This window comes from Rothia sp. 110740021-2, from assembly GCF_054263775.1.
The window spans coordinates 1106724-1132664 of the sequence record NZ_JBSZFE010000001.1 but is presented as its reverse complement, the minus strand read 5'-3'; the positions used below and the strand labels follow the sequence as shown (position 1 = coordinate 1132664).

The following is a 25941-nucleotide window of genomic DNA, read 5'->3' as shown; positions in this document are numbered from 1 at the left end:
AGAACAAATATAGCATATATCGAAATTACTTTCGATAGGTAGGGTTATTACTCAAGCAGTGCTACCTTTCGATGACACTACCCTTCAAACGGAAGAGTCTGCTTCCAGAACTCACGCTCACGCAGGTAATTCTCCAGCCAGCCCACATGCTCGGAGCACGCCAACCAGACCTTGCGACGCTCGGGGGTGTGCACCTTCGGGTTGTTCCAGAGCAGCTGAAATTCTGCCGCCTGCTGGCAGCCCTTGCGAGAGCACTTGGCGTACTCGGGCTGTGCGTTCTGTGAAAGTGAACCGAGCAGATCCATGTTTTCTTATCCTTACTCTTGCGCTTCAACATGCGGTGGTATTCCGTGCCCACGCGATTCAGTGGAAAGGGAGGTGCGGGCTGTTCCGCTTCAGCCAGTGTACTCGCCCGATGAGGCATGTAAAAGAAGGGGAGTGGGTGTTCAACGTTCAAGAGTGGAGTGTAGCCTGCGGCACCTTTGTGCTAAAACGCGGTAAAATAAGGTTCGACTGTCCATCCGTCCACACCCCAACCGTGGAGCCGCTGCATCGGCTCTGATCGCGAGGGGTCGACTCATCAAGGAAGCTCATGAGCGAGAACACTCCCAAGACCGTGCTGGTCACCGGCGGCAACCGAGGCATCGGCTACGAAATTGCCAAGGAATTCCAGGCAGCAGGACACAACGTCTGCATCACCTACCGTAGCGGTGAAGCCCCCGAAGAATTTTTCGCCGTCAAGGCAGATGTACGCGATGCCGACAGCATTAACGAAGCATTCAAGGAAATCGAAGCAGAATTCGGCCCCGTGGAGGTGCTGGTTGCCAACGCAGGTATCACCCGCGACATGCTGCTGATGCGCATGAAGGAATCCGACTTTACCGATGTGGTCGACACCAACCTCACCGGTTCTTTCCGCGTGGTTCAGCGCGCCATCAAGGGCATGCTGAAGCTCAAGCGCGGCCGCATCATCCTGGTTTCCTCCGTGGTGGGTCTGTACGGTTCCCCTGGCCAGGTCAACTATTCCGCATCTAAGGCTGCACTGGTTGGTATGGCACGCTCCATCACCCGTGAGCTGGGCGGCCGTAACATCACCGCTAACGTGGTGGCACCGGGCTTCATTAACACCGCTATGACTGATGTTCTGCCCGAGGAAACTAAGAAGAACTACCTGGCGTCCATCCCGGCTGGTCGCTTCGCTGAGGCGGAAGAGGTCGCTCGCGTGATTCGCTGGCTCGTCTCCGATGAAGCTAGCTACATTTCTGGAGCTGTCATCCCCGTTGATGGCGGCCTGGGCATGGGGCACTAACCCCACCTGGTACGGACTACATGAAACGCCCGGGCGTGGGCGCACCCTTTCTAGACTTAAGGACATAAAACTATGGCACAGCTGACCGGCAAGACCATCATCATTACCGGTTCCTCCCGCGGCGTTGGCGCAGACACCGCACAGATTCTCGCCGCTGAGGGCGCGAATATTGTGGTGAACTACCGCTCTAAGGCACCGCGCGCGAACAAGGTCGTCAAGGCTATTGAAGAGGCTGCTGGCAAGGCAATCGCAGTGCAAGCTGACGTGACCAACAACGAGGACCTGCAGAATCTCGTTAACACTGCCGTGGAGACCTTCGGTTCCCTGGACTACCTGATCCTCAACGCGTCGGGTGGTATGGAATCCGGTATGGGCGAAGACTACGCAATGCGCCTGAACCGTGACGCACAGCTGAACCTGGCACGCCTGGCTGCAGAGAAGATGCCCGAAGGCGCACGCATCGTGTTCGTAACCAGCCACCAGGCGCACTTTATCCGCGAAGTTGAGACCATGGACGAGTACAAGCCCGTTGCAGAATCCAAGCGTGCCGGTGAAGATGCACTGATCGCCGAGATTCCCGCACTCTCTGAGAAGGGTATCTCCCTGGTCGTTGTGTCCGCTGACATGATTGAAGGCACCGTCACCGCAACCCTGCTGAACCGCCTGCACCCCGGCGCTATTGAACAGCGCCGCGAGACCGCAGGCAAGCTCTACACCGTCAACGAGTTCGCGCAGGAAATCGCGAAGATGGTCACCGCAGACGTTGAGACCGGCCACGTTGAGCTGGTTGGCGGCGCACGCGGCTTCATCGACTAATAAATTTAGCTGCTATAGATGCCGGTGCGGATGCGCCCGCCCCTCTGACAAGGTACATTTGATAAGGCGGCCGCCCCTTACGCATCGGCACCTATAGCCCCTAAGACTTTGCGCGAAGAACCCAATGTGGGGTGCCCGCGCACTATGCACCAACCGCTCCGATAACCCGGTATAGGTTGCGGGGTGGGGGCGCATCCCATCCATCTAACTCACTGGAAGAAGAACCATGAGCACCGTACTCAACCTTCAGAATGTCTCCGTGATTCGCGGCGGCCGCCCCATCCTTAACAACGTTTCGTGGACTGTGAACGAAGGTGAACGCTGGGTCGTTCTGGGCCCCAACGGCGCCGGTAAGTCCACTCTGCTTTCGATTGCGGCAGCCCGCCTGCACCCGACCAGCGGCGAGGTTGAGATCCTTGACGAGACCCTCGGCGCTGTTGACGTGTTCGACCTGCGCCCGCGCATTGGTCTGTCCTCCGGTGCTTCAGCTACCCAGATTCCCGCCAACGAGAAGGTTTCCGACGTTGTCGTGACCGCAGCGTACGCTGTGTCCGGCCGTTGGAAGGAAGAATACGACGTCATGGACGACGATCGTGCCACCGAGTTGCTGGCTGAGTGGGGCGTCGATACCCTCGCTGACCGCACCTTCGGTTCCCTCTCCGACGGCGAGCGCAAGCGTGCACTGATTGCCCGCGCCCTCATGACTGACCCCGAAATGCTGCTGCTGGACGAGCCCGGTTCCGGCATGGACATCTCCGGTCGTGAGGACCTGGTTGAGCGTCTGACCGTGCTGGCTGCTGACCCCTACGCACCGGCTACCGTGCTCATCACCCATCACCTCGAGGAAATCCCGGCGGGCTTCACCCACGCCCTGCTGGTCCGTGACGGTGGCGTGGTCGCTGCCGGCCCGATCCTGTCCACCATTACCGAGGCGAACCTCGCAGCAACCTACGATATGGACCTGGCTCTGACCGTCACCTCCGCGGGTCGTTACTCCGCGTTTAAGCGCGCATGAGCCGTGCCCCGAAGCAGCTGAGCGCCGAACAGATCGCTGAGCGTGCCGAGCGTGTCTACGCCATCGAATCGGTCACGGCTCTGGCGCAGGCACCCGAGCAGGCGTTACGCCACTACACGCAGCTGACTGATGTGAAGCTCCGTAGCGCCATGGAGCCGCAGTGGGGTATTTACATTGCGGAGTCTTCGAAGGTGATTCGTCGTGCGCTCGCTGCAGGTCATCAGCCTGTTTCTTTCCTGATGAGTGAGAAGTGGGCTGATGATTTGGCGGATGTTTTGCGCGCCCATCCTGACACTCCCGCGTATGTGGGTAGTGAGGAGCAACTGGAGCAGGTGACCGGTTTTCATCTGCATCGTGGCGCGTTGGCGGCGATGGCTCGTCCGGCGCCGCAGCCTCTGGAGCAGTTGTTGCGAGGTGCCTCTCGCGTGGCGATTTTGGAAGACATTGTGGACCACACGAATGTGGGAGCTATTTTCCGTTCGGCTGCCGCGCTGAACGTGGATGCTGTGCTAGTGACTCCGCGATGCGCTGATCCGCTGTATCGCCGCTCGATTCGCGTGTCGATGGGTACTGTTTTTCAGGTGCCGTGGGCTCGCTTGGAGTCGTGGCCTGATAACTTGCAGACTTTGCACGAGCTGGGCTTTAAGAGCGCGGCGTTGGCTCTGAAGGAGGACTCGCTGACCCTGGAGGAGCTGTCTGCTCGCCGGGATGAGAAGCTTGCGCTGATTCTGGGCACGGAGGGGCACGGTCTGTCGTTCCGCACCTTGGCGGCGTGTGGCGATACAGTGATGATTCCGATGTCGCACGGTGTGGATTCTTTGAATGTTGCGGCGGCGAGCGCCGTGGCGTTCTGGGAGACCCGCCCGCGTTCATAGCCTGGGTTCTGATCTGATTAGTAACCCCCGTGAGTGCCTTCTTCGGGTGCCCTTGCGGTGTGTGGGTTGGTGCCTGTGAGGGAACGTACTGGGATTTAATCCGTGAAGATGGTACCCTTAATGGGTTGTGCGCGCCCTACGCGGGCACAATGGTGATGCGCTCTGAGATTTTCTCGATAGCTGCACATCGAAAAACCTACTCCATCTATATAAGGGCTACTGGCAAAATCCAGTAGCAGAAGAAGGTATATCAATGAAGGCAGAAATCCACCCGGACTACAACCTGGTTCTGTTCCGCGACCTCGCATCCGGCAAGGTCTTCCTGACCCGTTCCACCATGACCTCGGACAAGACTGAGAAGTGGGAAGACGGCAACGAGTACCCGATCGTCGAGGTTGAAATCTCGTCCGAGTCGCACCCGTTCTACACCGGTAAACAGCGCATCATGGACTCCGCAGGTCGCGTCGAGCGCTTCAACGCACGCTTCGGCAACTTCGGTAAGAAGTAAATCTTCTTTCCCAGCTTTGCTTTTTAGCGAGATTAATGCCCCGTTCTCCTTGGTTTTCAAGGAGGCGGGGCATTGCGCATTTTACGGTGCAATCTAAAATATTCGCCCAAACGGGAGGAAAGTTGTAATGTAAAACCTTTCGCTTACGGGTGCGTAGACCAGCTGACAGCGTTACAATGAGTAAGTATTTTGCGAGCTGTGCATTTTCTGTGCCCTCCAGCACCGCCCCATATCGGCGGGTATTCTCCGGCTCTCTGTATTCTAGAGACTTCGCTGGATGCGCTGCGCGTCTCGCGTATCACCATCTCAAACAAAGGACAACTTAATGAGCGACGCGCATTCTGAACCGTCGCAGAGGAAGAAATGGGTCAAGCGTGCCCTGCTGATCCTGCTGATTCTTCTGCTGGTTATTACCCTCGGTATTGGTTTCTTTATCTGGCGTGCTGGCCACACTTGGGATAGCAAGACCGAGAAGTTCGACTCCATCACTAAAGTGGACGAAGACCTCAGAAAAATTAGGGAGCAGCTTGGAGAGGCTAAGAAGCTCAACGTAACGGAGCTGAAGGCTCCGGGGGATACCAACTCAGATAATGCCAGCGAGCACGATAAGGACGGCGACGGCATCCTCGATAACGGCTACAACTACGGAGTTGTCAAGGGCCCGGGTAAGAATATTCTGCTACTCGGTAGTGATACTCGTTCCGGCTCTGAAGCAGCTCAGGTGAGCGGCTCCCGTGCAGATAGCATCATGCTCATGCACATTCCGGCTGATGGCAAGGGCGTGTACCTGGTCTCAATCATGCGTGATACCTGGGTGAACATCCCCGGTTACGGTGCGGCGAAGATTAACGCTGCACTCAACTACGGCGGTATTTCTCTGCAGGTGGCGACCGTTGAGAGCCTGGTTGGTATCAAGATTGATCACGTGGCTGAAATTGAGTTTGAGGGCTTCAAGGCTCTTGTGAACTCGGTCGGTGGTGTGGATGTCCAGGTACCGTTCGACTTCGACATCAATGCCTGGTCTTTCAAGCAGGGTGTGCAGCATATGGATGGTGGTGCGGCTCTTGCGTTCGTGCGTGCTCGCTACCAGTTCGCTGACGGTGACTACCAGCGTGTCCGTAACCAGCGTGCATTCCTGCGCGGCCTATACAACACGATGAAGGTTAAGGGTGCGCTGAGCAGTGTGGGCACTTTCCAGTCTTCCGTTGAGTCTATTTCTGGTTATATGCGTGTGGATTCCGGCCTGAACGCTGCGCAGATTGCCCAGATTGCGGCTCCGGTGCTGACCAGTGGTGACACTACGATGCGTATGACCACCCTGCCGAACGCAGGCCCGGGTTGGTCCTACGACGGTCAGTCAATCATTCTGGTTAACCAGGCTGCAAATGCCCACCTGGCAAGCGCACTGCGGAATGATACGATGGATCAGTTCTTGGCTACTTACGGTCAGGATTAAGATTTGACTCCTGCGCGGGAAAGCTTGTATAAGCTTCCACCCCCGCTGTGTTTAACCGTTCCTGGAGAAACTGTGTACGTGAAAGGGCGGCTACCTCACCATAATGGTGGGTAGCCGCCCTTTGTGCGTATGTTCTGAGGGGAGGAGCTTATGCCTTCGATTCAGGCTTTTCCTCTTGCTCAGTAGCCTCTTCGTTATCGTAGGCTTCGTAGTAGGGCTGACGACCAAAGTAGAATGCCACAGCCGCAACAGCGCCACCCATGATAGCGATGAGGATGCCGAGCATCGGGGTCCACAGCATCGAAATCAGGCCGGCGACCAGAACGGCGAGGCCTGCACCCTTGATCAGGTTCAGCAGGCGGTCACGCTCGTTCGGTTCGTAGTACTCCTCTTCTTCCAAGCTGTACTCGATTATCGGCTTCTCGGCGGCGGGCTCATAGTGGGTCGGCTCAGAGGCGGCGGAACCGCCGGTCAGGGAGCTCATGAAACCACGACGCTTCTTCGGTGCTTGCTGTGCGGAGGATTCCAGGTAGTGACGCTCACCTTCGGTGGGCACGAATGCGGCGGGTACCTCGTACTCTTCACCAGCGGGTAGCAGTGCCGGAACGTTATTGGGCAGAGTCTCGTACCACTCCTGTGGAATATCGGCGGGGCGTGCAGCCTGAACGGTCAGGGATAGTTCCAGGGTGTTACCGCGAATAGTACCCCAGGCGCTGGTAAGGCGGTCATTCTCAAATGCGTAACGGATGACGGGCGTCAGCTGCTCGGACATCTGGGTGCTCAGGCGGCCCACGAGCTTGCGGTCGTGGCGCACCTCAACGCTGTCGACGAAGCGCCCGTCGGAGGTTTTGAGCTGATTTGCTTCCAGGGTCAGGATTACGCGGCCTTCACCGCTGGGCGGCAGGATACTGTGCAGGTATTCGGAGTGCTCCTTCTCATCGAGCACCTTCATTGACGGGCCCTGGGGCAGCAGGGTTGCGCGGGTCGGCGCGTCGTTGAGGGGGAAGAGAGAGCCGGGTGCGGACAGGGAGAGCACGCCGGTGCTCTTCACGTGCATGCCGCCGCCTTCAGCGCGTACGGCAACAGCGGAGAGCTGCAGGTGCGCGATGGGTTCGTAGCCAGAGGCGACCACGCGGGTAATGGAATCCCAGTACGCGGCGGAGTCCTCCACACTCATACGGCCTACCTTGAATTCGTCAATGTAGACGGCGATGCTATTGGGCTCGTAGGGGTTATCCGATTCGGGAACAAGGCGCGCTTCACCGTACCAGATCCGTTCACGGTCGATGTGCAGTTCCTCAAAAATTTGGAGGGTTTCTGCTTCATAGTAATCATCGGTGACGACGTCAACGCTACCGCGGTCACCGAGTGCGTAATCGACCACTGAAAACTCCTTCTGATATATCTAAGCGAGCGGATACCTAGTCTATTCTCTCATGCTTTCAGAGCGGACAGCTCACAAAAACGGGTGACATTTATCTGTCTTTTAGCACCGGGTGCATATAGTTTGGTGTTTGGGGGAATCAGTCCCGGTAACACTGGCTCACGTCAACGCACTAAAGAGCCGCGACCCCTCCGTGTGGACACTCCCAAAACAAAAATTTTGGCTGAGAAAGCCACGAAAAAGACCACCGCCCAAACACCACCCGGTTTACAACCGGGTAAGTGCCAAGCGGTGGTCTACATCAATTAGCCTGAGAGCCTCACAGGGCGGTCATAGCACCCCGCTCAGCTACTCAAACCATGCAACTTAGTCCTGTAGGGAAACGTTGAACTTCTGGGCCACAATTGAACGATGGCCGTGATCCTGCGCCTCTAGAACCAGACGACGCAGAGCCGAAGGAGCCTCTGGGTTCGCCTCCAACCAGCGCTGAGCCAGCGCGACGGAGGGGTTACCCTCAACACCCAGACCCTCGGTGGAGCCGGTGTTGTACGGAGCCTTCGGGTACAGGCCACGCACAATGCGGGTCGCCATACCAATTGAACGGGACGCCCAAAGGGGCAGCAGAGCCTCAAAGTAGGAGTCGTAGTAGGACTCACGCAGTTCAACCGGACCGCGAGCAAAACCGTTAATGGTCGAAGCCAGAGCGTCGTTCGACAGTGACTCATCTTCCATGATGGTCTTGTACGCGGCAGCCTTACGCTCAGCAGAGGGCAGGGCCGCAATCGCGTACGCGTAACCATTCGAAGAAATCGAGGAGGGGCTGTACTTAGCCGCACGGTCCAGATCCTCAACGGTCACCAGGTCGCGGCTTGCGAGCGCACCCAGTGCACTCCAACCCAGGTTCTGGTCGTAAGGAATGCCGGTTGCGTCAGCAATATCGCCGGTGGTGTCTTCGAAAGCACCGCGGGCAATATCGCGGCAGAGCTCTTCACCCTTGGTCGCGTTGGTGGAGACCGAAATCAGGGCGCGCAGCAGAATCAGCTGCTCGTCGGAGCCGGGCTTAGCCTGTGCCAGTGCTGCTGCGAATGAGTCGTAGAGAGCGTCGTAGAGGCGCTCGCGGCCGGTGGGTGCGGAGAAGGTTGCGATAGCGACCTGTGCGTTGTTGACCATGGTGCCCAGCAGGGATGCGCTCGGTTCCTTGGAGACGTTGCGTACGACTGCGTCGACGTAGGTGGTGACGGGCAGGCGTGCATCGCGCACGTTCTCCCAGAGGGAGCCCCAGATGAGGCCGCGGGAAAGTGCGGATTCGAGGGTGGAGACACCTTCGATAGCTGCCTGCAGGCCGTCTTCGTCGGTCAGGGCGACCTTGGCGTAGGTGTGGTCTTCTGCGTTGAGCATGAGCAGGTCAGCTTCGCCAACGAGCTTCTTCTGCTCCTCGGTGAGCTCCACGCGGTGCTCGGAGACAGGCTCTGCCGGGTACTCGAGGGAGAGCAGGCCGGTGGAGGTGAGCTTACCGTCGGTCAGCGCGAAGGTTTCCAGCTTTGCCACGTGGGGGCGGCCCAGGCCTGCGGGCTGCTGTGCGGGCAGTTCCTGGGTGAGGATCAGGTCGGTGAGCTTGCCGTCTTCGCCGTAGACGCGTTTGGTGCCCAGTGCGGACACGCCGGAGGTCTGCAGCCATGCGTTAGCCCATGCCTGCATGTCGCGGCCGGATACCTCGTTGAGTACCTGCAGGAAGTCGTTCAGGGAGGTGTTGCCCCACTCGAAGCGCTTGAAGTACACGCGTGCTGCCTCGATGAAGGTGTCGAAGCCGACGTAGGCGACCAGCTGCTTGAGCACGGATGCGCCCTTTGCGTAGGTGATGCCGTCGAAGTTCTGCGATGCTGCTTCCAGGTGGGGGATGTCAGCGACGATGGGGTGGGTGGTGGGCAACTGGTCCTGCATGTATGCCCATGCCTTGCGGTTGTTCGCGAAGGTGACCCATGCGTCGTTGAAGTTGTTGGCTTCCTTAGCGCCGAGGGTGCCCATGAAGTCTGCGAAGGACTCCTTGAGCCACAGATCGTCCCACCACTTCATGGTGACGAGGTCGCCGAACCACATGTGTGCCATTTCGTGGCAGATGGTGTTGGTTCGGCCTTCGAGGTCGTCCTCAGTTGCGCCGGAGACGAAGATGTAATCTTCGGTGAAGGTGACCAGGCCGGGGTTCTCCATTGCGCCGATGTTGTATTCAGGTACGAATGCCTGCTCGTACTTGGGGTACGGGTAGGGGTAGTCGAAGAGGTCCTGGAAGAAGTCCAGGCCGTTTTCGGTGACCTTGAAGATGTGGTCGTAGTCGAAGTGCGGCTTGAGGGACTGGCGGCAGTATGCGACCAGGGGGATGTCACCGCTGTTGACCTTGCTCTTGGGCTTGTAGGTGGTGGTTGCGGTGAAGTATTCGCCGGCAACGATTGCGGTGATGTAGGTGGAGATCTTTGCGGTGGGGGAGAAGACTCGCTTGGTGATGGAGTCGTCGGCGGGGTCTACGACCTGGCTTTCGAGTACGCCGTTGGAGCTGACGACCCAGTCCTTAGGCGCGGTGATGCGGAAGTTGAAGACTGCCTTCAGGTCGGGCTGCTCGAAGTTCGGGAAGACTCGGCGGCAGTCGGAGGGCTCGTACTGGGTGTACAGGTAGACGCGACCGTCGGAGGGGTCGAAGTAGCGGTGCATACCTTCGCCGGAGCGGGAGTAGTAGGAGCGACCGTGGATGGTGAGCACGTTTTCTGCCTGCAGGTTGGGCAGGGTGATGCGTGCGCCGTCGACGACATCAGCCAGGGGTAGTTCGGTGCCGTTGAGCTTAACGGAGTCGACGCTGTGGTGGATGTAGTCGATGAAAGTTTCTGCGCCGGGGGTGTTGCAGGAGAATCGGACGGTGGTGACGGTAGGGTAGGACTCGAATTCGGGGTCCTTGGCATTAGTCAGGTCGACATGCACGTCGTAGGTGTCGACACTGATGAGAGCCGAACGTTCTGCGGCTTCTTCGCGGGAGAGGTTCTCATTATTCATGCTTTTTATTCTAGTCGTTATGACCGCAAATATGGCAGTTGAGTGGGCGTGCCGGTCATATTACTCGCGGTGCGAGAAGATCACCCAGGATGCGGGGAATCAATCAACCCTGAATATGTGATATAGAACATGTTCATTCGATTTGCAGAGTATCCAGAAAGTCCGTATAGTATTACGTGTTGCTTCGAGCGGCACCGAAAGGAAAACGTTCGAAAGTCACCTGCGCGGGTGGCGGAATAGGCAGACGCGCTAGCTTGAGGTGCTAGTCCTCGTATTAGAGGGTGGGGGTTCAAGTCCCCCCTCGCGCACAGATAATCCCCGGTTCTTCGGAACCGGGGATTTTTGTATGTCTGGACAATTTCACCAGCAGTTTACTGGCCTGCGCCTTTCGGGAAGACCTCGGCTGAAACCTTTCAGACTGAAAACTTTCGGGCTGCAAAAATAGGCGCAGAAACTTCTGGCACAAAGAAGCACTCAAAATATATCAGCGCGCAAAAAAGTAGTGGGGTGAGGCTCCTTGAAGGGAATCTCACCCCACACTAGCTACGCTAGGGAAGCTAGAAGAACAGCTATATCAGCTGAAACTGTATTACTCAGCCAGACGCTCCGGGTCAGTGGTGACCAGAATCTTCACAGCGGTCTCGTTGTGGTGGATCAGGGTGTCGAAGCCCTTGTCAATTAGGTCCTCCACGGCAATCTTGCCGGTGATGAAGGGCTTGAGGTTAATCTTGCCGGACTCAACGAGCTTAATGGTTTCCGGGTGGGAGTTCACGTATGCGATGGTGCCCCGGATATCGAGCTCCTTGAGCACAATCTTCTGCACATCCAGGGAAGCGGGCTTGCCCCAAATGGAGACGATGACAACCTTGCCGGTCGGCTTAAGGGCATCCAGAATCAGATCCAGTGCGGGCTGAACGGAGGTGCACTCGAAGGCGATGTCAGTGCCACGGCCGTCGGTCAGCTTGTGAATCTCAGCGAGAACGTCGGTCTCTGCGGGGGAGAAAGCGTAGTCAGCAACACCGGAGTCCAGAGCCTTCTGGCGGCGCAGCGGGGACAATTCGGAGATGATGACCTTAGCGCCCTTAGCCTTCAGAACTGCGGAGGTTAGCAGACCGATGGGGCCAGCACCGGTGACCAGCGCGAATGCGCCCTCTTCGAACTCGCCTGCACGCTCAACAGCGTGGTAGCCAACGCTCAGGGGCTCAATCAGTGCAGCCTCGTCCAGGGGAATGTTATTAGGAATCTTGTGAACCCAGCGACGCTTGACGGCAACCTTCTCGGACAGACCACCACCGCGACCTGCCAGGCCGATGAAGTTCATGTCCTTAGACAGGTGGTAGTCCTTGGAATCGGGGCCGGTGTAGACATCATCGCGAATGATGTAGGGCTCGACAACAACGTGGTCGCCAACCTGCAGGTCGTCTACGCCTTCGCCCAGTGCTTCAACAACACCGGAGAATTCGTGACCGAGGGTGACGGGGGAGTCCTCGCCAGAAATGGGGTGGGGGTGACCGTGCTGGGGGCAGAAGATGGGGCCGTCCAGGTATTCGTGCAGGTCGGTACCGCAAATGCCGCACCAGGCGACCTTAACCAGAACCTCGCCCGCAGCGGCTTCGGGTGCGGGGATATCTTCAATGCGGATGTCGTGGCGGTCGTAGAAGCGTGCTGCCTTCATGGGATGGAGCTCCTTAGCGTGGTTGTGGCGCTCACCGCGGTGTGTGCATGCTGGTACGGTTCGCATCCATGGGTCTGTCACGGTATTGACAGAGGCCCAAACGACATGGTCTGGACCGGTTGTGAACTGTCCTGCCGGCATTCGCATCGCTAGCGCCGGATGGTGATGGGTGCGGCTGGATTGTCGCTCCCATGTGTTTAACGCTACTCCAATGAATCAAAGATTCATAGGATATATACAAATTTTCTTTTATGTGACAGATATTTCTTTTTGGATGTTTTCGACTCCATCACGCCTGACCATCTAGCGCCCGGCGAGCGCAGACGGTAGCGTGGAAGCATGACTGACACGAACGCACAGGGCACCGCCGCCCACACCCAGCCCACTTCTGACAGTTCCGGTCGAATGACACCGAACCGACCTGCCGCAATAACCCGCCACTATGATGCGCCCGATGCTGATTGCGTGCGCGGTAGCGAGTACTCCGAGATCCTTGCCCTTGAAACTGAGCAGTGTAAGCGTGCCGCTGAGCACCGCCACAAGCGTGGGCTTGCGCATCCTGAGCAGGAGCGTAGCCGCGGCGAGCGCCAGGGTCACGGAAAGGGGCGCGGTCACCGTCTTGATGAAGACAGTGGGCTGGCGCATATTCGCCGCGACCTGGCCGCATCTGTAGCCACTCGTGCGGATTCTTTGACCGCAATTCTCAAGGCGATTCACGCGCATCCTGAGACTGCCTACGAGGAGTATTTCGCATCCCGAACGCTCGTTGATGCGGTCCGCAAAGCGTACCCGAACCTCAGTATCGAGTACCCTGCCTTCGGCCTGGGTACCGCGTTCAAGGTGGAACTCACCAGTGCCGACTACGACCCCACCAAACATCGCACCATTGCGATTCTCTCCGAATATGATGCACTGCCTGGCATCGGCCACGGCTGCGGTCACAACGTTATTGCGGTATCCGGGCTGGGTGCTTTCCTCGCCCTGGTGGATGCGCTCGCCGCCGGCCCCGAGGCATTCAGCGGTAGGGTCCTCTACTACGGCACGCCTGCCGAAGAGTCTGATGCCGGTAAGGAGCTGATGGCGTGCGCCGGCGCGTTTGAGCAGGTGGATGCCGCGATTATGGTGCACCCCTACTTTATGGATGTGGCCGATCAGGCGTGGTTGGGTCGCCGCGAATGTCGCGTGACCTATACGGGCGTAAGCGCGCACGCTTCCTCGCACCCGTTTATGGGTCGTAACGCCCTGGACGCGGCGAATCTGGCGTATCAGGGTTTGGGTTTGTTGCGTCAGCAGATTCCCGGTTCGGACCGTATCCACGCGATTATTGACCACGGTGGGGACGCGCCGAACCTGATTCCTGCCACCGCGAGCCTGCATATTAATATCCGTTCTAAGCATGCGCCGACTCTGCGTGCACTGTCGCGACGGGTTGAGGAGGTGCTGCGCGGTGCGGCGCTCATGGCTGGTGTGAGTGCGGAGGTGACCTGGGATTCTTCACCGATGACCATGCCGGTGCGTACGAACCGTCCGCTGTTGAAGCGTTGGGTTTCGGCTCAGCGTTCGGTGGGTCGCCACCCGTATCCACCCGGCACGGTTAGCGACACCTTGGCGGCTTCTACCGATTTTGGTAATGTGAGCCTGCGTGTGCCCGGCATTCACCCTCTGATTCAGATCGCACCCGAGGGTACCGGCATGCATACGGTGGAGTTCGCGCACTGTGCGGACACTCCGGCGGCGGTTGATGCTGCCCTGGATGCGGCGTTCGGTTTGGCTTCTGTGGCTTTGGATTTCCTGGTTGACGACGAGTTGGCGCAGGTGGTTCGTGCTGATTTTGAGGCTTCCGGCGGTGCCGTGGATGTAGAGGGCTACTTTAGCGGCATGTGAGCTTGCTCAAAAGGTCAGAACGTCATTATTTGGTTTTATGAGTGAAAAACACCCCTCATAGCCCATAAAGTCACCAGCACCTATCGAAAAAAGCAAAATAACCCAACACAAAACGCAGAATTTGCGGCATAATAGAACATAACGGAGCGAGCCCACCGGAGAAGAACGACCACCTAAGGAAATTCAACCCCGAGGCACACACCCGCTTCCCTATAAACCACGCGAGAATCCTCTCGCACCACACGGATAACTCTCACGAAAGAGGGCATACAGCAATGAACGGTGTCAACAACCCCACCAAGCTCGGCGTCATCGGTGCAGGCGGCGTCGGTAGCGCAACCGCATACGCAGCTATGGTCCGCGGCTCCGCAGACGAAATCGTCCTGTACGACATCGACGGCAAGCGCGCACACGCTGAAGCACTGGACATCGCACACGGCGCAATGTTCGCACACGAAGCAACCGTAACCGGTGGCGACGACATCGAACTGCTGCGCGACTGCGACATGGTCATCATCACCGCTGGTGCTCGCCAGAAGCCCGGCCAGCCCCGCCTCGAACTGGCAGGCGCAAACGTCGCAATCCTCGAGAAGCTGCTGCCGAACATCCTGTCCGTAGCACCCAACGCAATCATCATGCTCGTCACTAACCCCTGTGACGTTCTCACCATTGTTGCCCAGAAGATTACCGGCCTGCCCGCAAACCGCGTGCTGTCCTCCGGTACCGTTCTGGACTCCTCCCGCCTGCGTTGGCTGATTGCTAACAAGGCTGGCGTCTCCATCAAGAGCGTTCACGCAAATGTGGTCGGTGAGCACGGCGACTCCGAGTTCCCCATCTGGTCCGCAGCAAACATCGGTATGGTTCCTCTCTCCGAGTGGGAGCAGGACGGCAAGCTCGTCTTCACAGAAGAGGTTCGTGCAGAACTGGCAACCGAAGCAATGCGCGCAGCATACAAGGTCATCGAGGGCAAGGGCTCCACTAACTACGCAATCGGTATCTCCGGTGCACGTATCGCTGAGGCATTCCTCGGCGGCCAGAACGCAGTCCTGCCCGTCTCCACCACCATTGCAGGCGAGCTGTACGGCTTCAAGGACGTTGCACTGTCCCTGCCCACCATCGTGAACCGTGAGGGCATCCAGCGCGTGCTCGAGGTCCCCATGAACGAGGCTGAGCTGGCACAGCTGAAGGCATCCGCTGAGGCAATCCGCGCATCCGCAGCTTCCCTCGGTTTCTAATTCTCTCGGGTTCATGATCCGCAAGAAGTAAACATTCAGTAGGCGCAGCGTATAGCTGAGCTAACCGACAGAAGAACCCGCCGCACACGGCACATGCCCCCTTCAGGAGTGGGGGAACTGGGGGCGGCGGGTTCGCTGTGTCTGGAGATATTTCTATGCGGTGCTTGATGTGCTGCATGCACACTTGGTTTTACCAACCTGGCTATACCGCTCTGGCTTTGGCGTTTGCTACTATCGCCGCGATTCTAGCTATCTAGCTACCGTTTTACCTGCCGTGCCCGTTCACGGTCCCGCATTTAAACCGCTGTATGACCGCCGGGAGCACACCATAGACGCGTAAGTAGTAGAATTAATGGCATGAGCATTGATCCTCGCACCGAACTCACCCGCCTCCTTGACGCACTGGAGGCGCACCTGACCACCGTCGTAAACCGAACCGGCGAGCACGACCCCGCCGTCGATGAGGCATACGTAGAAATCGCCAACGCCTTCGAAGCCTACGAAGATTCCCTCTTCGAGGCCTACAACGAGGTCACCCCCCTCAGCGTCTACGGTGACGAAGATGAGGACGACCTGGAAGAAATCCTCGACGATGAAGACGACATTGACGACGATATCGACTACGAGGACTAAATAGCGCCTCACATATACGTTACGGACCGACCCCTGACCGGTACCCCTACACGGGGTAACGAGGCAGGGGTCGAACCGTACCCGCAACATCCGCGTAGCTTTTGCCCTCAACGCCTACCGAGCGTCTACTGAGCGGCCGCCGAACACCGACTGAGAATCCACCACACATCCACAGAGCATGTACCGAGAACGGAGAAACCCGTGAGCGAACCCCGCACCTGGCGCGACGCCGCCCTCATCCTCCGCACCCAAAAACTCGGCGAAACCGACCGCATCATCATCATGCTCACCCGCGACGGCGGAATCACCCACGCCGTCGCCAAAGCCGTACGCAAACCCACCTCCAAGTTCGGTGGACGACTCGAACCGTTCATGTACACCGACCTGTCCTTCAGCCGCGGCCGCACCAACCTGCACACCATCACCCAGGCGGTAACCCTGCACGCCTACACCGCACCGATCATGGCGAACTACGATGCGTACACATGCGCCTCTACCATCGCCGAACTGGCGGAAGCACTCACCAAAGATACCGACAGCACCGCCGACATCTACACCCTGACCCACGGGGCGCTTGCCGCGCTCGCGCACGGCCAACATGTACCGCAGAGGATTCTGACCCGCTACCTGGCGCGCAGCATGAACGCCGCCGGCTGGCCGCTCATCGGTGAAAACTGCACCCGATGCGGCAACCCGCTCGTGAACGCAGATTACCCGGGCGATAACCGAGCAGACAGTAGCACCCCCGGTACTACAAGCGGAAGCGGCAGGTACATTGCCTTCCACACCGCCCACACCTACGGGCACCACACGGTCCTCTGCCCCCAATGCGCACCCGCCACCGATACACCCCTAACCGGCCTGCGCGCCGAAGAGCTCGGCTATGCGCTCGCCACCGCATCGGCGGATCCGCGCGCCTGGGCGACGATTGACACCGCACCCGTGCCGGTTGCCTCCAAAGTTCTGGGACTTTACCTGAAAACCACCCAGAACCTGCTTGAACACCCCCTCAAAACGGCGAGTGCCCTCGAAGCGGAGAATCCTGCACCGTAAAACCGGGGCAGTAAAAATTGGCTCAGTAAAGACCGGTCGGCATAGCAAAGACCCGCCAGAACCCACCCGGAACAGTCGGCACAGCGCAGATGCACATGGGTGCGTCAAACATGGGTCAACCAGGACGCAAAATAACCCCTGAAGCACCCGCCCATGCGCGCTGTGTCACGGTAAAATAGCTAACAGCACACCAGGTTTATATCTGGCGCATATCTAGGCAAACGACCCCGGGGGAGAACCCGCCAGGGAAGAAAGGCACACATGGCACGCACCCAGCCCGTACCCCCGCCGGCACACCCCACCGGGGCAACCCCGCCGCCGATTCCGAAGAAGTTCATTCCGCAGCATGTTGCTGTTGTCATGGACGGTAACGGACGCTGGGCCAACGAACGCGGCCTGCCCCGCACCGAGGGCCACCGCGCCGGCGAGGCGGCACTGCTGGACGTCGTTGCGGGCGCTATCGAAATGGGTATCCCGTACGTGACCGCCTACGCGTTCTCCACCGAAAACTGGAAGCGCTCACCCAGCGAAGTTGCGTTCATTATGCGTTTCTCCACCGAGGTGCTGCAGCGTCAGCTGGCAACCCTCAAGACCTGGGGTGTGCGCATCCGCTGGGCTGGCCGCCGACCCAAGCTGTGGAAGAACGTCATCGAAGAGCTCGAACACTGCGAGCGTGAAACCATCGACAACACCGTCTGCACCCTCACCATGTGCGTGAACTACGGCGGCCGCGCAGAAATCGCCGACGCGGCGGCAGCTATCGCGGCGGACGCAGTGGCGGGCAAGCTCAAGCCCGGCAATATTACCGAAAAGACCATCCAGAAATACCTGGACGAGCCCGACCTGCCCGACGTTGACCTGTTCCTGCGTTCCTCCGGTGAGCAGCGCATCTCGAACTTTTTGCTCTGGCAGAGCGCCTACGCCGAGATGATTTTCATGAACGTGCTCTGGCCCGACGTTGACCGCCGCACCCTCTGGGAAGCTGTCGAAGAGTACGCGCGCCGCGACCGCCGCTACGGTGGCGCTGTTGACGCCGTCGCCAACGACAAGTAACCCCCAGGCATACAAACCGGCATACAGACCCGGCACGCCCGGCTCATAGCCCCATAAACCACCCACACCCTCCAACACTAGGGAGAATAAATGCGCATCTACCCGACCTTCTTCAACATCTTCTTCAAAGGCATGGACCCCGAGAAGGCACACCACGTCGGCTTCTGGGGCGTTCAGACCCTGCGTAACGTCGGCATCACCCGCGCGCTGCGCAAGTACTTCCAGGCCGCACCCGAACTGGCAACTACCGTCATGGGCATTACTTTCCCCTCGCCGTTTGGTCTGGCTGCAGGCTTCGACAAGGGCGGTAAGGGCATTGCCGCGCTGGCTGGTATCGGCTTCGGCCACGTCGAGATCGGTACCATCACCGGTCAGGCGCAGCCGGGCAACCCGCAGCCGCGCCTCTTCCGCCTTGTGGAAGATAAGGCGGTCATCAACCGCATGGGCTTCAACAACGACGGTGCCGCAGCGGCAGGCCCGCGCGTAGCCGCCGCCCGCGCAGACCTCGAAACCGAATACCGCGGCGCCGTACGCCCCGTCATTGGTGTGAACATCGGCAAGACCAAGGTCGTCGAGCTCGATAACGCTATCGAGGACTACCTGATTTCTACCCGCACCCTGGCACCGCAGGCAGACTACCTGGTCGTCAACGTCTCCTCCCCGAACACTCCGGGTCTGCGCACCCTGCAGGCTATCGAGTCGCTGCGCCCGCTGCTTGCCGCCGTGCGTGAAGAGGCAGACCGCGTATGCCCCAACCGCCACGTACCGCTGACCGTGAAGATCGCGCCGGACCTGGTCGATGAGGACGTTATCGAGGTGGCAGCCCTGGCTAAGGAACTGAAGCTGGACGGCATCATCGCCACCAACACCACCATCGCCCGCGACGGCCTGGGCCTGACCAGCGACATGACCAAGGTCAAGGAAATCGGTGCCGGCGGCCTCTCCGGTGCGCCGCTGAAGCCCCGCTCCCTGGAGGTGCTGCGCCTGCTCAAGCGTGAAATCGGCGACGACCTCGCCATCATCTCCGTTGGCGGTGTGACCACCGCTGAGGATGTGCAGGAGCGCCTGGACGCTGGCGCTGACCTGGTGCAGGGCTACACCGCCTTCCTGTACGAGGGCCCGCTCTGGGCGGCACACATTAACCGTGGCCTGGTGAAGCTGCGCCGCGCTCGCCGCTAAAAGGTTTACAGGCAGGGGGCTTTTTGCTCCCCGTGTGCTGATTCGGCGTGCTGAAAGGGGGCACCGTTCTCTACCCGTTGGGGTGGAGGCGGTGCCCCCTTTTTGTGTGCCCTCTATTCCGCCGATAGCACGCATAGTTATTTGACGTATAAAGCATTGAATTGTCGCGCCTGCTGGGTAGCGGCGCACTCGTGGGCCTTGGCGCCTTGCTCGCGGTGTGTGGCCAGAAGGCGAATAATGAGGCGGCAGCCACCGCCTCCGCCGTGCCTAGTGAGTCGGCTTCAGCATCTGAGCCGCCTTCGGCGAGTGCCACCCCGTCTACTGTCCGCTGCTACTCGGGCGGCTCAAAGGCACCGGATGGGGAGTACCGCCCTACTGATTCAAAGGGACCGCCCAGAATGACCCCAAGCCTGAGGCACCGGAATAGGGATATCGAGACAAGTCGATTTTCGGCTTGGAAGACGATTCGCGCTTGGGTCTTGAATGAAAATTACTCAATTCAAACTGGAGACTATACGGAAACCTTCAAAGAAGTAGCTTCTCGGAGCATATGTGGCTCCTCATGTAAGAACATAAAAATAAGAACACAAAAATAGGGGAGAGGCCTGAACCTTCAGGACCTCTCCCCAAGTACCTATAAGGCACTAAGACTTAGTGCGGGTACTCACCGTACTTCACCATCGGAACCGGGCGGCGCATACGACGAATCATCATCACACGGTTAAACGCGTACATACCAGAACCACGCTGAACCTCGCCGAACTTCGCAATCAGCTTCTTCTTCAAGCCACGCCACAAAATGAAGTAGTCAACAACCCACAGAATCATCAGCGCATACATTGCGTACACGGAACCGTAATAAATCGGCGCCGCCGCAGAAGACGTACCCGCCACGCCCTGAGCAATCCAGCCACCAATGAGCAGGACCAGCAGCACAGCCAGCATAATATCGCCAAGGTTACGGCGCGCATCCACATAATCACGGATATAACGGCGCTGCGTACCACGGTCCACAGCGGGCAGGTAACGCTGATCGCCACCCATCAACGCATCATTCTGACGCTCACGAGCCTTCGCCATCGCCTCACGTTCACGAGCCTTCGCCTCCTTACGGTCATTAACAACCAGAGGCTGACGACGAGCCGCCTGCTGCTCCTTACGCGAAGGAGTAGGACGGCCCTTCTTCGGGGTGAACTTCGGATTAACCGGAGCCTGAGGCTCCTCTACAACCTGCGGCTGAACAGCTTCCGCTTCAGCCTTCTCTTTCTTACGACCAAACACCCTCCCATCATACCCGAACGGCACACACCAAACCCGCCCCCACAAGCCCACACCAGCAACTGAAACGAACCCAACCACCCGGCGGTTGGGGCCAAGACAGGGCCAAGGTGGGGGTAAGGTAGAAATATGACTACTGAATTCACCCACCACAGCGCCCTGAGCGACACCGTCACCAAAAACTTCGAAGCAAACCTGCAGACCCTCACCGAGCTCGTCGCCATTCCCTCCATCGCCTGGGAATCGCACGACCTCACCCAAGTAGACCGCAGCGCCGAAGCAGTCGCCGCGCTCGCAACCAAGGCAGGCTTCGACAACGTACGCATCGAACGCGCCACCTACACCACCGCAGACGGCACCGAAAAGCAGGGCATGCCCGCCGTCATCGCCTCCCGCCCCGCCGCAGAAGGCTACCCGACCATCCTGCTCTACGCCCACCACGACGTGCAGCCCGCCGGCGACCTCGACCTGTGGGACACCGACCCCTTCGTCGCAACCCGCAAGGGTGACCGCCTCTACGGTCGCGGCGCAGCAGACGACAAAGCAGGCATCCTCGTACACCTCGCCGCGCTCGCAGCCCTCAACGAAACTCTCGGCGAAGACTTCAAGCTCGGCGTGAAGCTCTTCATTGAGGGTGAAGAAGAGGCAGGCTCACCCTCCTTCGTCGCCTTCCTCAACACTTACCGTGAGGAACTGTCCGCCGACTACATTGTCGTCGCAGACTCCGCCAACTGGCGCGCCGGCGTACCCGCACTGACCACCAGCCTACGCGGCGTCGCATCCGGCGACATCGAAGTACGCGTCGGTAGCCACGCCATCCACTCCGGCATGTTCGGCGGCCCCATGCTCGACGCCCACACCCTCATGGCACAGCTCATCGCCACACTGCACGACGCCACCGGCGCCGTAGCCGTCGAAGGCCTACACCGCGCCCCCGAACCCGAACTCGAATACGCCGAAGCAGACTTCCGCAACGACTCCGGAATCCTTGACACCGTACCCCTGGCAGGCACCGGTAGCGTTGCCTCCCGACTGTGGACCCAGCCTGCAATCTCCGTCATCGGCATGGACATCCCCTCCATCGCAACCTCCTCCAACACCCTCGCCGTCGTATCCCGCGCACGCATCAGCACCCGCCTAGCACCCGGCGACAACCCCGAAAACGCACACCGCGCACTCGCCGAACACATCAAAGCACACGCACCCCACGGCGCACAGGCGAACTACACCGCCGTTGACTCCGGCATGCCCTTCGCCACCGAAGTCGACGCAGACGGCGCACAGACCGCCCTCGACGCAATGCACGCCGCCTGGGACGTCGAACCCGTACAGACCGGCATGGGCGGCTCCATCCCGTTCATCTCCGACCTGAAGGACATCTTCCCGCAGGCACAAATCCTCGTCACCGGCGTAGAAGACCCCGATACCCGCGCACACAGCGCCAACGAGTCCCTCTACATCCCGGACTTCAAGAACGCAATCCTCGCGGAGGCGCTACTGCTCAGCGCACTCGGCGCCCGCTAAACGCGCTTGCTAACCTGTACCCACTCGGATAGAAAGTTTCAGGAAGCGCGGGGGAGAAACAGCCACAAAAAGTGGGGGAGAAGGGTCACAAACCCCAACCCCCACTTTTTCGGTATTCTAGAAGCAGAATTACATGTCAAGCCCCCACACCAACACTCACGCCCCCGGCGAACTATGCACACCCTAGGTTGTACATCAAACACCCGGGCGCGTATCGTGAAGGCTAAAACGCCCACACGCACCCACACGCGGCGCACATGGGCAACCAACCAAACAAAAGGACAACACCAATGAGTGAAACCACCACCGAACTGCCGACCCACGGCGTCAACCTCACCGAAGTAGCACAGACCAAGGTCCGCACCCTCCTCGAACAGGAAGGCCGCACCGATCTGCGCCTGCGCATCGCCGTCCAGCCCGGCGGCTGCTCCGGCCTCATCTACCAGCTCTACTTCGACGAGCGCGTCCTCGACGGCGACGCAGTCCGCAACTTCGACGGCGTAGAAGTCATCGTCGACAAGATGAGCGCACCCTACCTCGACGGCTCCACCATCGACTTCGAAGACACCATCGAAAAGCAGGGCTTCTCCATCGACAACCCCAACGCAGCAGGCTCCTGCGCATGCGGTGACTCCTTCCACTAAACCGAAGGCACCCACCCGCGCCACTAAAGCGCAACACGCCTAACAAACCCCCGTCTCGCATCCTGCAACCAACCATGCAGATACGCGGCGGGGGTTTTACACTTAACACATGACTACGCACGAAATCACCTGGAAATACATCCTCAACCAGCTCGTCAAACACCAAAACCTCACCGACACCGAAGTCGCCTGGGCAATGGACCAAATCATGACCGGCCAAACCGAACAGCCGATCCTCGCATCCTTCCTCACCGCCCTCCACTCCAAAGGCGAAACCCCCGAAGAACTCGGCGCACTCGCAGCCGGCATGATCGCCAAAGCCGAAACCGTCGACATCGACCCCCACGCCGTAGACATCGTCGGCACCGGCGGCGACCAGCAAAACACCGTCAACATCTCCACCATGGCAGCCCTCGTCATCGCAGGCACCGGCGCCACCGTCGTCAAGCACGGCAACCGTGCATCCACCTCCAAATCCGGCTCCGCAGACGTCCTCGAAGCCCTCGGAATCCGCCTCGACATGCCCATTCCCGCAGTCGCCGAATGCGCTCGCGAGACCGGCATCACGTTCCTGTTTGCGATGACCTTCCACCCGGCAATGCGCCACGTGGGCCCGACTCGCCGCCTGCTGGGCATTCCGACCGCTTTCAACTACCTGGGTCCCATGACGAACCCGGCTCGCGTGAAGTCCTCAGCTATCGGTGTTGCTAACCCGGTCATGGCTGAGAAGATGGCTCACGTCTTCGCGGAGCGCAGAGATCACGCCCTGATTTTCCGTGGTAATGACGGCCTGGATGAGCTGACCATCGCCACCACGAGCTGCCTGTGGGAGGCCGTAGACGGTGAACTGACCGAGTACCGTTTTGATCCGACCGAGTATGGTCTGCAGAACGCACCGCTGGAGCAGTTGCGTGGTGGCGACGCCGAGTACAACGCGGGCGTTTTCCGTGCAATTTTGGCGGGGGAGGGCGAGGCCCCGAAGAGCCCGCTGCGTGCCATTCACGACGCTGTGGTGATGAACGCTGCCGCAGGCCTGGTCGCGTACCGCCCGACCAACGGCGAAAGTTTTGAGGCTCGCTTCACACAGGCATTGGCTGATGCACGCGAATCTATTGCATCCGGTGCAGCAGAGCGTGTGCTTAACGCCTGGGTAGAGTTCAGCTCTAAGCACGCAGAATAAGCATGCAGAATAAAGAAGCTCAGTAGCTGATGATAGGCACCCGAGATGGGGCGCACTGAATGGTGTGAGCTTGTCTCGGGTGTTTGTCGTTTAACGGGACGTACTGAGGAGTCAGAGGTTCGGAGCATGTGAGTGTACGGCTAGCTGAGGTGCGCTGAGCGCAGAGAAAGATGCGAGGGGTGCGGATCCCGAGCTCCCGCATGGAACAGTGCAGTCGCAACAGTTTCATTATCAGGAGTCCCGGTTTGGTCCGTGCCAGCTAGAACGTATAAACCATCCGTGGGCAGCCGGTGGGGTAGTGAAAAATAGGTTTACTTTACATAATGTATATTATCGGCTTTTTAGGGAGGTCTAGAATGAACCCAAGATTCCCCGTATCTAAATAAAGTCTTAACAGTTCATGTATTAACCTCACCCGGTCACCAGAACCGTCGACAGTACTCAATCCACCTGGAATAATGGATATACCCCGCATCACGAAGGTGTTCTTGCCTCGTGTACAGATTCAGTGTCAACCACGCCGGTTGATGTACATCAAAGGAGAAAACTCGTGGATTGGCTCTTTGAGACACCCTGGACACTCTGGGTCGCACTCGCACTCGTTTTCGCCGTCATAGAAATGCTCAGCCTCGACCTGTTCTTTCTCATGCTGGCAATTAGCGCAGGCGTCACTGCAGCAATATCACCCTTCGTGGATAACATGTTGATTCGAACCGTTATTTTCGTGGTGACCTGCCTGATTCTGGTTCTTGGTCTGCGCCCGCCGCTGCTGAAAAAACTTAATAAAACAGCCACCGGAGCTGTCACTAATGCCGAAGCGCTCATTGGTTCTGAGGTGCGCGTCACTCAAGACGTGACTAGTGAAACCGGCTTGGTGGTACTATCGGGCGACACTTGGACGGCGCGCACCGCCTCCGGAACGCTTGTTGCAGGATCACACGCGAGGGTGCGAGCCATCGAGGGTGCTACTGCAATCGTAGAGCCTCTCCCCTACGCTTAAGACCCATCTGAATACCGGCTCTAGAAGCAGGTTCAGATACAAAAACACACCATATAACTCACCCATAAGGAGAAGCAATGCCTATCAGCCTTATTTTGACAGTCCTACTCATTCTCTTTGTACTGACGATGCTCGCAAAGACCGTGCGCGTTATCCCGCAGGGACGAGCCGGCATCGTCGAACGACTGGGTAAGTTCCACGCCGTTCTCAACCCCGGCCTGCACATCGTCATCCCCGTGATTGACCGTGTGCTGCCCCTGATTGACCTGCGTGAACAGGTCGTTTCCTTCCCCTCGCAGTCTGTGATCACCGAAGATAACCTCGTGGTCGGCATCGACACCGTCGTGTACTTCCAGGTCACCGACCCCCGCTCGGCGACCTACGAAATTACCAACTACATTCGCGCCGTGGATGAACTGACCAGCGCAACTCTGCGTAATGTCGTCGGTGGCCTGAACCTGGAGCAGACCCTCACCTCCCGCGACCAGATCAACGCGGAGCTGCGAGGGGTACTCGACTCGACCACCGGACGCTGGGGCCTGCGCGTCTCCCGCGTGGATATCAAGGAAATCCAGCCCCCGGCATCCATTCAGGACTCCATGGAGAAGCAGATGCGTGCAGAGCGTGACCGCCGCGCCGCAATCCTCACCGCAGAAGGCCAGAAGCAGTCCGACATTCTGACCGCAGAGGGCGAATCCCGCGCAGCCATCCTGCGTGCAGAGGGTGAAAAACAGGCACAGATCCTTCGTGCAGAAGGTGACGCACAGTCCGCAATCCTGCGGGCAAACGGTGAAGCAGAAGCCGTGCAGAAGGTATTCGCGGCAATCCACGAATCCAACCCCAGCCAGCAGTTGCTCACCTACCAGTACCTGCAGACCCTGCCCAAGCTCGCCGAAGGTGACGCCAACAAGCTCTGGTTCATCCCGACCGAACTCGGCGATGCACTGCGCGGTCTGGGCAACGCATTTGGCACCCTGCCCGCATCCGACCTGGCAGGCGCACCGAAGAAGCCTGCAGCGGCGGCACCCAAGAGCGCACCGCAGGCATCCGGAAGCTACGGCATCAACAGCTAAACGCGAAATCTAACGCATAAAAAGGCGTGAATTACCAAAAATCACGCCGAATAAACACCACCACGCTGGGCGGGTGGAGACTATTACCGATATAATAGATGTTTTGTAAACGTTCGAGGGAATAGCTC

General features: G+C 58.8%; 22 protein-coding genes and 1 tRNA gene. 18 read left to right on the top strand and 5 right to left on the bottom strand.

The genetic code is table 11. The features are described 5' to 3' along the window. Positions 1 to 77: 77 nt before the first annotated feature. On the bottom strand, positions 78 to 305 hold the full coding sequence (locus ACUXHH_RS04680) for an acetone carboxylase (protein ID WP_279739841.1): 228 nt from the start codon (positions 303 to 305) through the stop codon (positions 78 to 80). 287 nt (positions 306 to 592) lie between these two features. Here ACUXHH_RS04680 and ACUXHH_RS04675 point away from each other — a divergent pair, with 287 nt between their 5' ends. The 6 genes from ACUXHH_RS04675 to ACUXHH_RS04650 all read left to right on the top strand — a co-directional run bounded on the left by ACUXHH_RS04675 (position 593) and on the right by ACUXHH_RS04650 (position 5979). Further along, the gene (locus ACUXHH_RS04675; protein ID WP_279739843.1) at positions 593 to 1309 is read left to right on the top strand and encodes a beta-ketoacyl-ACP reductase; all 717 of its coding nucleotides are present in this window, start codon (positions 593 to 595) and stop codon (positions 1307 to 1309) included. Between the two features lie 72 nt (positions 1310 to 1381). Continuing rightward, positions 1382 to 2125 carry an SDR family oxidoreductase gene (locus ACUXHH_RS04670; RefSeq protein WP_279739845.1) on the top strand — a complete coding sequence of 248 codons (744 nt, stop codon included), beginning with the start codon at positions 1382 to 1384 and terminating at the stop codon, positions 2123 to 2125. A gap of 226 nt (positions 2126 to 2351) precedes the next feature. Further along, positions 2352 to 3140 (top strand): ABC transporter ATP-binding protein, encoded by a 789-nt coding sequence (locus ACUXHH_RS04665; protein WP_279739847.1) that lies wholly within the window; start codon positions 2352 to 2354, stop codon positions 3138 to 3140. Further along, positions 3137 to 4015: a TrmH family RNA methyltransferase gene (locus ACUXHH_RS04660; protein ID WP_279739850.1), complete on the top strand. Its 879-nt coding sequence runs from the start codon at positions 3137 to 3139 to the stop codon at positions 4013 to 4015. The genes ACUXHH_RS04665 and ACUXHH_RS04660 overlap by 4 nt, the downstream gene beginning before the upstream one ends. Before the next feature lie 253 nt (positions 4016 to 4268). Continuing rightward, positions 4269 to 4523, top strand: a complete 255-nt coding sequence (locus ACUXHH_RS04655) for a type B 50S ribosomal protein L31 (RefSeq protein WP_005506069.1) — start codon at positions 4269 to 4271, stop codon at positions 4521 to 4523. A gap of 325 nt (positions 4524 to 4848) precedes the next feature. Beyond that, positions 4849 to 5979 carry an LCP family protein gene (locus ACUXHH_RS04650; RefSeq protein ID WP_279739862.1) on the top strand — a complete coding sequence of 377 codons (1131 nt, stop codon included), beginning with the start codon at positions 4849 to 4851 and terminating at the stop codon, positions 5977 to 5979. A gap of 148 nt (positions 5980 to 6127) precedes the next feature. On the opposite strand, the gene ACUXHH_RS04645 is transcribed toward ACUXHH_RS04650, so the two are convergent. Both ACUXHH_RS04645 and pepN read right to left on the bottom strand, forming a co-directional pair. Next, positions 6128 to 7363, bottom strand: coding sequence for a hypothetical protein (locus ACUXHH_RS04645; RefSeq protein WP_279739865.1), 1236 nt, complete (start codon positions 7361 to 7363; stop codon positions 6128 to 6130). 366 nt (positions 7364 to 7729) lie between these two features. After that, positions 7730 to 10402: an aminopeptidase N gene (pepN, locus tag ACUXHH_RS04640; protein ID WP_458390917.1), complete on the bottom strand. Its 2673-nt coding sequence runs from the start codon at positions 10400 to 10402 to the stop codon at positions 7730 to 7732. Between the two features lie 222 nt (positions 10403 to 10624). On the opposite strand from pepN, the gene ACUXHH_RS04635 reads away from it, so the two are divergent. After that, positions 10625 to 10710: transfer RNA gene (locus ACUXHH_RS04635), tRNA-Leu, on the top strand. Positions 10711 to 10991: 281 nt separating this feature from the next. Here ACUXHH_RS04635 and ACUXHH_RS04630 read toward each other — a convergent pair. After that, the gene (locus ACUXHH_RS04630; protein ID WP_279790348.1) at positions 10992 to 12077 is read right to left on the bottom strand and encodes a 2,3-butanediol dehydrogenase; all 1086 of its coding nucleotides are present in this window, start codon (positions 12075 to 12077) and stop codon (positions 10992 to 10994) included. 339 nt (positions 12078 to 12416) lie between these two features. Between ACUXHH_RS04630 and ACUXHH_RS04625 the strand changes: the two genes are divergently transcribed. The 6 genes from ACUXHH_RS04625 to ACUXHH_RS04600 all read left to right on the top strand — a co-directional run bounded on the left by ACUXHH_RS04625 (position 12417) and on the right by ACUXHH_RS04600 (position 19114). Then, positions 12417 to 13961: an amidohydrolase gene (locus tag ACUXHH_RS04625; RefSeq protein ID WP_458390916.1), complete on the top strand. Its 1545-nt coding sequence runs from the start codon at positions 12417 to 12419 to the stop codon at positions 13959 to 13961. A 275-nt stretch (positions 13962 to 14236) separates the two neighbouring features. Further along, positions 14237 to 15196: an L-lactate dehydrogenase gene (locus ACUXHH_RS04620; protein ID WP_279790344.1), complete on the top strand. Its 960-nt coding sequence runs from the start codon at positions 14237 to 14239 to the stop codon at positions 15194 to 15196. Between the two features lie 357 nt (positions 15197 to 15553). Beyond that, positions 15554 to 15829, top strand: a complete 276-nt coding sequence (locus ACUXHH_RS04615) for a hypothetical protein (protein WP_458390915.1) — start codon at positions 15554 to 15556, stop codon at positions 15827 to 15829. 201 nt (positions 15830 to 16030) lie between these two features. After that, the gene (gene recO, locus ACUXHH_RS04610) at positions 16031 to 16882 is read left to right on the top strand and encodes a DNA repair protein RecO (protein ID WP_458390914.1); all 852 of its coding nucleotides are present in this window, start codon (positions 16031 to 16033) and stop codon (positions 16880 to 16882) included. Positions 16883 to 17143: 261 nt separating this feature from the next. After that, entirely contained in the window at positions 17144 to 17935 is a 792-nt protein-coding gene (locus ACUXHH_RS04605; protein ID WP_005509086.1) for an isoprenyl transferase, read from the top strand. A 90-nt stretch (positions 17936 to 18025) separates the two neighbouring features. After that, a complete protein-coding gene (locus ACUXHH_RS04600) occupies positions 18026 to 19114 on the top strand; it encodes a quinone-dependent dihydroorotate dehydrogenase (RefSeq protein ID WP_458390913.1) in 1089 nt (362 codons plus the stop codon). A gap of 651 nt (positions 19115 to 19765) precedes the next feature. Here ACUXHH_RS04600 and ACUXHH_RS04595 read toward each other — a convergent pair. Further along, positions 19766 to 20395: a DUF3043 domain-containing protein gene (locus ACUXHH_RS04595; protein WP_314077792.1), complete on the bottom strand. Its 630-nt coding sequence runs from the start codon at positions 20393 to 20395 to the stop codon at positions 19766 to 19768. A 126-nt stretch (positions 20396 to 20521) separates the two neighbouring features. On the opposite strand from ACUXHH_RS04595, the gene ACUXHH_RS04590 reads away from it, so the two are divergent. The 5 genes from ACUXHH_RS04590 (at position 20522) to ACUXHH_RS04570 (ending at position 25813) form a co-directional block, all read left to right on the top strand. Continuing rightward, entirely contained in the window at positions 20522 to 21916 is a 1395-nt protein-coding gene (locus tag ACUXHH_RS04590) for a M20/M25/M40 family metallo-hydrolase (protein WP_458390912.1), read from the top strand. 290 nt (positions 21917 to 22206) lie between these two features. Continuing rightward, positions 22207 to 22560 (top strand): HesB/IscA family protein, encoded by a 354-nt coding sequence (locus ACUXHH_RS04585; RefSeq protein WP_005506039.1) that lies wholly within the window; start codon positions 22207 to 22209, stop codon positions 22558 to 22560. 109 nt (positions 22561 to 22669) lie between these two features. Then, positions 22670 to 23740, top strand: coding sequence for an anthranilate phosphoribosyltransferase (gene trpD / locus ACUXHH_RS04580; RefSeq protein WP_458390911.1), 1071 nt, complete (start codon positions 22670 to 22672; stop codon positions 23738 to 23740). 550 nt (positions 23741 to 24290) lie between these two features. Then, positions 24291 to 24740 carry an NfeD family protein gene (locus tag ACUXHH_RS04575; protein ID WP_458390910.1) on the top strand — a complete coding sequence of 150 codons (450 nt, stop codon included), beginning with the start codon at positions 24291 to 24293 and terminating at the stop codon, positions 24738 to 24740. Between the two features lie 77 nt (positions 24741 to 24817). Next, on the top strand, positions 24818 to 25813 hold the full coding sequence (locus ACUXHH_RS04570) for an SPFH domain-containing protein (RefSeq protein ID WP_279739892.1): 996 nt from the start codon (positions 24818 to 24820) through the stop codon (positions 25811 to 25813). Positions 25814 to 25941 lie beyond the last annotated feature (128 nt).

What these genes read in the sequence shown, in the direction of transcription:
- ACUXHH_RS04660 (WP_279739850.1), top strand. Translation starts at nt 3,137, where the DNA reads ATGAGCCGTGCCCCGAAGCAGCTGAGCGCCGAACAGATCGCTGAGCGT.
- ACUXHH_RS04655 (WP_005506069.1), top strand. Translation starts at nt 4,269, where the DNA reads ATGAAGGCAGAAATCCACCCGGACTACAACCTGGTTCTGTTCCGCGAC.
- ACUXHH_RS04620 (WP_279790344.1), top strand. Translation starts at nt 14,237, where the DNA reads ATGAACGGTGTCAACAACCCCACCAAGCTCGGCGTCATCGGTGCAGGC.
- ACUXHH_RS04630 (WP_279790348.1), bottom strand. Translation starts at nt 12,077, where the DNA reads ATGAAGGCAGCACGCTTCTACGACCGCCACGACATCCGCATTGAAGAT.
- ACUXHH_RS04605 (WP_005509086.1), top strand. Translation starts at nt 17,144, where the DNA reads ATGGCACGCACCCAGCCCGTACCCCCGCCGGCACACCCCACCGGGGCA.
- ACUXHH_RS04665 (WP_279739847.1), top strand. Translation starts at nt 2,352, where the DNA reads ATGAGCACCGTACTCAACCTTCAGAATGTCTCCGTGATTCGCGGCGGC.
- ACUXHH_RS04680 (WP_279739841.1), bottom strand. Translation starts at nt 305, where the DNA reads ATGGATCTGCTCGGTTCACTTTCACAGAACGCACAGCCCGAGTACGCC.
- ACUXHH_RS04615 (WP_458390915.1), top strand. Translation starts at nt 15,554, where the DNA reads ATGAGCATTGATCCTCGCACCGAACTCACCCGCCTCCTTGACGCACTG.
- ACUXHH_RS04600 (WP_458390913.1), top strand. Translation starts at nt 18,026, where the DNA reads ATGCGCATCTACCCGACCTTCTTCAACATCTTCTTCAAAGGCATGGAC.
- ACUXHH_RS04675 (WP_279739843.1), top strand. Translation starts at nt 593, where the DNA reads ATGAGCGAGAACACTCCCAAGACCGTGCTGGTCACCGGCGGCAACCGA.
- ACUXHH_RS04590 (WP_458390912.1), top strand. Translation starts at nt 20,522, where the DNA reads ATGACTACTGAATTCACCCACCACAGCGCCCTGAGCGACACCGTCACC.
- ACUXHH_RS04670 (WP_279739845.1), top strand. Translation starts at nt 1,382, where the DNA reads ATGGCACAGCTGACCGGCAAGACCATCATCATTACCGGTTCCTCCCGC.
- pepN (WP_458390917.1), bottom strand. Translation starts at nt 10,402, where the DNA reads ATGAATAATGAGAACCTCTCCCGCGAAGAAGCCGCAGAACGTTCGGCT.
- ACUXHH_RS04570 (WP_279739892.1), top strand. Translation starts at nt 24,818, where the DNA reads ATGCCTATCAGCCTTATTTTGACAGTCCTACTCATTCTCTTTGTACTG.
- ACUXHH_RS04625 (WP_458390916.1), top strand. Translation starts at nt 12,417, where the DNA reads ATGACTGACACGAACGCACAGGGCACCGCCGCCCACACCCAGCCCACT.
- ACUXHH_RS04585 (WP_005506039.1), top strand. Translation starts at nt 22,207, where the DNA reads ATGAGTGAAACCACCACCGAACTGCCGACCCACGGCGTCAACCTCACC.
- trpD (WP_458390911.1), top strand. Translation starts at nt 22,670, where the DNA reads ATGACTACGCACGAAATCACCTGGAAATACATCCTCAACCAGCTCGTC.
- ACUXHH_RS04650 (WP_279739862.1), top strand. Translation starts at nt 4,849, where the DNA reads ATGAGCGACGCGCATTCTGAACCGTCGCAGAGGAAGAAATGGGTCAAG.